Source organism: Kitasatospora sp. MBT66, assembly GCF_000710405.2.
Classification (GTDB): domain Bacteria; phylum Actinomycetota; class Actinomycetes; order Streptomycetales; family Streptomycetaceae; genus Kitasatospora; species Kitasatospora purpeofusca.
Genome location: NZ_JAIY01000008.1, coordinates 272,893 through 279,104, shown reverse-complemented (window position 1 = coordinate 279,104; position 6,212 = coordinate 272,893). Strand labels below are relative to the sequence as shown.

The window sequence follows — 6,212 nt, the reverse complement described above, 5'->3', positions numbered from 1 at the left end:
TCACTGTGCGGGGACAAATCGGACACCATCTTTGTGCACACGTTCACAAACGCATAGCCTGGCTGCCAAAGCCCAGCTTCACCCACAGGAGCACCGTGGCAATCGGCCGATCACCACAGAGCAGTTCGCAGACGCCCGACCAGGGCGCCGCGCGTCGACCTTCGCGCGCCCGGGGCATCCCGGAGGCGACGGTCGCCCGGCTTCCGCTGTACCTGCGCGCGCTCACCGCGCTCTCCGAGCGCTCGGTGCCGACCGTCTCCTCCGAGGAGCTGGCGGCCGCGGCCGGGGTGAACTCCGCCAAGCTGCGCAAGGACTTCTCCTACCTGGGCTCCTACGGCACCCGCGGGGTCGGCTACGACGTCGAGTACCTCGTCTACCAGATCTCCCGCGAGCTGGGCCTGACCCAGGACTGGCCGGTCGTCATCGTCGGCATCGGGAACCTCGGCCACGCGCTCGCCAACTACGGCGGCTTCGCCTCCCGCGGTTTCCGGGTCGCGGCCCTGCTGGACGCCGACCCGAGCGTGGTCGGCAGCAGCGCGGCCGGCCTGCCGGTGCGCCACATGGACGAACTGGAGTCCATCGTGGAGAGCCAGCACGTCTCGATCGGTGTCATCACCACGCCGCCCGGCGCCGCCCAGCAGGTCTGCGACCGGCTGGTCGAGGCCGGTGTCACCAGCATCCTGAACTTCGCCCCGACCGTGTTGACCGTCCCGGACGGCGTGGACGTGCGCAAGGTGGACCTCTCCATCGAGCTGCAGATCCTCGCCTTCCACGAGCAGCGCAAGGCCGGCGACGAGCCGGACCGCACGGAGTCCGTGCTCGACCGCGCCCCGGGCCCGGTCCGCGCCGCCGCGGCCAAGCTGCGCCGCGCGGCCGCCGGCAGCACCAAGCCCCGCACCGCCGCCGAGTCGGCCAAGGACGCGGAGCCGACGGCGCAGGGCAAGCCCGGCAAGCCCGGCAAGCCCGGCGAGGGCGAGCTGTCCGCGGTGATGCCGGCATGAGCGGGACCGAGAATCGTGGGACCAGGGGGCGGGCGTGAGTCTTCTCGTCGTAGGGCTGAGCCATCGCACAGCCCCGGTCGGCGTGCTGGAGCGGGCCGCGCTGACCGGTGAGGTGCCGACCCGGCTGCTGCACGACGCGGCCGCGTCCGCGACCGTCGCCGAGGCGGCGCTGGTCAACACCTGCAACCGGATCGAGCTGTACGCGGACGTGGACAAGTTCCACGCCGGCGTGGCCGAGCTGTCGCTGCTGCTCGCCCACCACAGCGGGGTCGACCTGGAGGAGCTGACCTCCCACCTCTACGTCCACTACGAGGACCGCGCGGTCCACCACCTCTTCTCGGTGGCCTGCGGCCTGGACTCGATGGTGGTCGGCGAGGGCCAGATCCTCGGCCAGCTGCGCGACGCCCTGGCCAAGGCGCAGGAGGAGCACACCGCCGCGCGCGGCCTCAACGAGCTCTTCCAGCAGGCCCTGCGGGTCGGCAAGCGGGCGCACAGCGAGACCGGCATCGACAAGGCCGGCCAGTCCCTGGTGACCTTCGGCCTGGAGCAGGTCGCGGTCGGCGCGGGCGCGATCGCGGGCAAGCGGGCGCTGGTGGTCGGCGCGGGCTCGATGAGCTCGCTGGCCGCCGCCACCCTGGTCCGCTCGGGCGTGACCGACCTGCTGATCGCCAACCGGACGCCGGAGCGCGCCGAGCGGCTGGTCGAGATCCTCGGCGGGGACGTCGCCCGCACCCTGGACCTGGCCAAGGTGCCCGAGGCGCTGGCCGACGTCGACCTGGTGATCTCCTGCACCGGCGCGGCCGGCACGGTGATCGGGGCGCAGGACGTCGCCGCCGCGGTCGCCGCGCGCGCCACCGCCACCCCCCTCGCCTTCCTCGACCTCGCCATGCCGCGCGACGTCGACCACGCCGTGCACGAGCTGCCCGGCGCGCTCCTGGTCGACCTGGAGAGCCTCTCGCACGCCCACGCCGCCACCCCCGGCGCCGGGGACGTCGACGCCGTCACCGGCATCGTCGCCGAGGAGGTCAGCGCCTTCGGCGCCGCCCAGCGGGCCGCGCGGATCGCCCCCACCGTGGTGGCGCTGCGCGCGATGGCCTCCGGGGTGGTCGCCACCGAGCTGGCCCGCCTGGACTCCCGGCTGCCCGGTCTGGACGAGCGCTCGCGCGCCGAGATCGGCCAGACCGTCCGCCGGGTCGTCGACAAGCTGCTGCACGCCCCCACCGTGCGGGTGAAGCAGCTGGCCGCCGAACCCGGCGGCGCCTCCTACGCGGAGGCACTGCGTGAACTGTTCGACCTCGACCCGGCCGCCGTCCACGCGGTCTCGGGCACCCCGATCGGCACCCAGCCCGCGGGCGGGGGCGCCGGATGAACCGTCAGCCATCCCACGAGTACCACCGGGACGATCACCCCATGAATGGTCAACCTCTCACCGGCCAGGCACCGGACACCACCGCGGCACCCCTGCGGCTCGGCACCCGGCGCAGCGCGCTCGCCATGGCGCAGTCGGGCATGGTCGCCCGCGAGGTGACCCGCGTCACCGGGCGCCCCGTCGAGCTGGTGGAGATCACCACCTACGGCGACACCTCCCGCGAGGCGCTGGCCCAGATCGGCGGCACCGGTGTGTTCGTCTCCGCGCTGCGCGACGCGCTGCTCGAGGGCCGGATCGACTTCGCCGTGCACTCGCTCAAGGACCTGCCGACCGCGGCCCCCGAGGGCCTGCTGCTGGCCGCCGTCCCCGAGCGCGAGGACAGCCGCGACGCCCTGGTGGCGCGCGACGGCCTGGCGCTCGGCGAGCTGGTGGAGAAGCTGGCCGGCGCCGGCCGCCCGGCCCGGATCGGCACCGGTTCGCCGCGCCGCATGGCGCAGCTCAACGCCTGGGCCCGCGAACGCGGCGACCGGCTGGAGACCGTCGCGATCCGCGGCAACGTGGACACCCGGATCGGCTTCGTGGCCTCCGGCGAGCTGGACGCCGTGGTGCTGGCCACCGCGGGTCTGAACCGGCTCGGCCGGTCCGCGGAGATCACCGAGCACCTCGACCCCGAGCTGATGGTCCCGGCCCCCGGCCAGGGCGCGCTCGCCATCGAGTGCACCGCCGCCGCCGCGCTCCCGGAAGGGGGCGGCCTGGCCGCCGCGCTGGCCGCCCTCGACCACGCCCCCACCCGGGTCGCGGTGGCCGCCGAGCGGGCCCTGCTCGCCACCCTGGAGGCCGGCTGCTCCGCACCGGTCGCCGCGCTGGCCGGCTGGGACCACCGATCCGAACTGCGGCTGGAGGGCGTGGTCGGCACCGTCGACGGCGCCACCCTGCTGAAGATGTCCGCCCACGGTCCGATCGTCCTCGACGAGACCGCCGAGCAGCAGGCGGTGGCCCTCGGCCGCACGCTGGCCGCCCGGCTGCTCGACGCGGGCGCGGCCGCCCTGATGGGGGAGCGAGCCCGATGAGCCCCACCGCCGCCACCGACAGCCCGTTCCCGGCCGACAGCCCGTTCGGGGGTACGGTGCCCGCCACCGGCCGGTGCACCTTCCTGGGCGCGGGCCCCGGCGACCCGGGCCTGCTGACCCTGCGCGCGGTCGAGGTCCTGGCCTCGGCCGACGTCCTGGTCGCCGACCCGCTGACCGCGGCCGCCGTGCGCAGCCACTGTCCCTCGGGCGTGCAGGTGCACGCCCCCGGCACCGAGGGGCCGGACTTCGACCTGGCCCGCCTGGTCGCCGAGGCCGTGCGCTCCGGCAAGCACGTGGTGCGGACCGTCGACGGCGACCCGGGCCTGGACGGCGGCGCCGCCGAGGAGATGCTCGGCTGCGCCGGGGCCGGGATCGCCTTCGAGGTGATCCCGGGCGTCGCCCAGTCGGTCGGCGTGCCCGCCTACGCGGGGGTGCCGCTGCGCGGCGCCGCCGGGACGGACGTCCGCTTCGTGGAGGCCGCCGCACTGCTGGCCGGCTCCCCGGTGGACCTGGGCGCGCCGGAGACCACCCTGGTCGTGCGCACCACCCTGGGCCAGCTGCCGGCCACCGCCAACGCGCTGGTCTCCAACGGCCGCAAGCCGGAGTCGGCGCTCAGCGCGACGCTCTCCGGCACCACCACCCGCCAGCGCACCTTCACCGCGACCCTGGCCACCATCGCGGCGGACCTCAAGGCCGCCCGGGTGCTGCCCGCGCCGGTGTCCGCCCCGGTGGACCCCGCCACCCCGGTGATAGCCGTGGTCGGTGAGCAGGTCGCCCACCGCTCCTCGCACTCCTGGTTCGAGACCAAGCCGCTGTTCGGCTGGAACGTCCTGGTGCCGCGCACCAAGGAGCAGGCGCACGGCCTGTCCGAGCAACTGCGCTCGTACGGCGCGGTGCCGCAGGAGGTGCCGACCATCGCGGTCGAGCCGCCGCGGACGCCGCAGCAGATGGAGCGGGCGATCAAGGGCCTGGTCACCGGCCGGTACGAGTGGATCGCCTTCACCTCGGTGAACGCGGTGCGCGCGGTGCGCGAGAAGTTCGAGGAGTACGGCCTGGACGCCCGGGCGTTCGCCGGGATCAAGGTCGCGGCGGTCGGCGAGACCACCGCGCAGGCGCTGGTCGACTTCGGTGTGAAGCCCGACCTGGTGCCGTCCGGCGAGCAGTCCGCCGCCGGTCTGCTGGAGGACTGGCCGCCCTACGACCCGGTGTTCGACCCGATCGACCGGGTGCTGCTGCCGCGCGCCGACATCGCCACCGAGACCCTGGTGGCCGGCCTGGTCGAGCTGGGCTGGGAGGTCGACGACGTGACGGCGTACCGGACCGTGCGCGCCTCGCCGCCGCCGGCCGAGACCCGGGAGGCGATCAAGGGCGGCGGCTTCGACGCGGTGCTGTTCACCTCGTCCTCGACCGTGCGGAACCTGGTCGGCATCGCGGGCAAGCCACACAACGTGACGGTCATCGCCTGCATCGGCCCGGCCACCGCGAAGACCGCCGAGGAGCACGGCCTGCGGGTCGACGTGATGGCCCCGGCCCCGTCGGCCGCGGCGCTCGCCCAGGCCCTGGCAGACTTCGGGGCCAAGCGCCGGGACACCGCGACCGCCGCCGGCGAGCCGGTCTACCGGCCCAGTGAGCGCCGCCCCGGCTCGCGCCGCAAGGCCGCGCGCTGAAACGAGGCCGGGGGCGGACCATCCGCCGCCCCCGGCACCAGCACCACCGTTCGGAGAGAGAAGCCGTGTCCGCTGAATTCCCGTACGTCCGCCCGCGCCGGCTGCGCTCGACCCCGGCGATGCGCCGGCTGGTCGCGGAGACCCGGCTGCACCCGGCGGAGCTGATCCTGCCGCTGTTCGTCCGCGAGGGCGTGCGCGAGCCGGTCCCGGTCTCGTCGATGCCGGGCGTGGTCCAGCACACCCGGGAGACCCTGCGCAAGACCGTCACCGAGGCGGCCGCGGCGGGCCTGGGCGGCGTCATGCTGTTCGGCGTCCCCGAGACGCAGGACGCGACCGGCAGCGAGGGCACCAACCCGGACGGCATCCTCCAGCAGGCGATCCGGGACGTGGTCGCCGAGGTCGGCGACGCCCTGGTGGTCATGTCGGACCTCTGCCTGGACGAGTACACCGACCACGGCCACTGCGGTGTGCTGGCCGCGGACGGCTCGGTGGACAACGACGCCACCCTGGAGCGCTACGCCGAGATGGCCCGGGTGCAGGCGGACGCGGGCGTCCACCTGGTCGGCCCGTCCGGGATGATGGACGGCCAGATCGGCGTGGTCCGCCGGGCCCTGGACGAGGCCGGCCACCAGGACGTCGGCATCCTCGCCTACACCGCCAAGTACGCCTCGGCGTTCTACGGCCCGTTCCGGGAGGCGGTCGGCTCCTCGCTGAAGGGCGACCGCAAGAGCTACCAGCAGGACCCGGCCAACGCCCGGGAGGCGCTGCGGGAGCTGGAGCTGGACGTCGCCGAGGGTGCCGACCTGGTGATGGTCAAGCCCGGCATGGCCTACCTCGACATCCTGCGCCAGGTCGCCGACGCCTCGCCGGTGCCGGTCTCCGCGTACCAGGTGTCCGGCGAGTACGCGATGGTCGAGGCGGCCGCGGCCAACGGCTGGATCGACCGGGAGCGGATGATCCTGGAGACGCTGACCTCGCTGCGCCGGGCCGGCGCCGAGCAGATCCTCACCTACTGGGCCCTCGAGGCCGCCGCGATGGTGAAGTAGCAGGACCAGGACCAGGACCAGGACGAGGACGAGGACCGGGACCGCGGTCCCGGACACGG

Annotated in this window: 5 protein-coding genes; all 5 read left to right on the top strand. The window is 74.7% G+C overall.

The window, feature by feature from the left end:
• Nucleotides 1-95 precede the first annotated feature (95 nt).
• A complete protein-coding gene (locus BI06_RS22565) occupies nt 96-1,001 on the top strand; it encodes a redox-sensing transcriptional repressor Rex (RefSeq protein WP_199523336.1) in 906 nt (301 codons plus the stop codon).
• A gap of 34 nt (nt 1,002-1,035) precedes the next feature.
• The gene (locus BI06_RS22560) at nt 1,036-2,370 is read left to right on the top strand and encodes a glutamyl-tRNA reductase (protein WP_043470884.1); all 1,335 of its coding nucleotides are present in this window, start codon (nt 1,036-1,038) and stop codon (nt 2,368-2,370) included.
• 41 nt (nt 2,371-2,411) lie between these two features.
• Complete coding sequence (hemC, locus tag BI06_RS22555) at nt 2,412-3,440, top strand: hydroxymethylbilane synthase (protein WP_030393795.1); 1,029 nt, start codon at nt 2,412-2,414, stop codon at nt 3,438-3,440.
• Nucleotides 3,437-5,107 (top strand): uroporphyrinogen-III synthase, encoded by a 1,671-nt coding sequence (locus tag BI06_RS22550; RefSeq protein ID WP_030393796.1) that lies wholly within the window; start codon nt 3,437-3,439, stop codon nt 5,105-5,107. Before hemC ends, BI06_RS22550 begins: the two co-directional genes overlap by 4 nt.
• A 65-nt stretch (nt 5,108-5,172) precedes the next feature.
• Nucleotides 5,173-6,153, top strand: coding sequence for a porphobilinogen synthase (hemB, locus tag BI06_RS22545; protein ID WP_030393797.1), 981 nt, complete (start codon nt 5,173-5,175; stop codon nt 6,151-6,153).
• Nucleotides 6,154-6,212 lie beyond the last annotated feature (59 nt).

What these genes read in the sequence shown, in the direction of transcription:
- hemC (WP_030393795.1), top strand. Translation starts at nt 2,412, where the DNA reads ATGAATGGTCAACCTCTCACCGGCCAGGCACCGGACACCACCGCGGCA.
- BI06_RS22550 (WP_030393796.1), top strand. Translation starts at nt 3,437, where the DNA reads ATGAGCCCCACCGCCGCCACCGACAGCCCGTTCCCGGCCGACAGCCCG.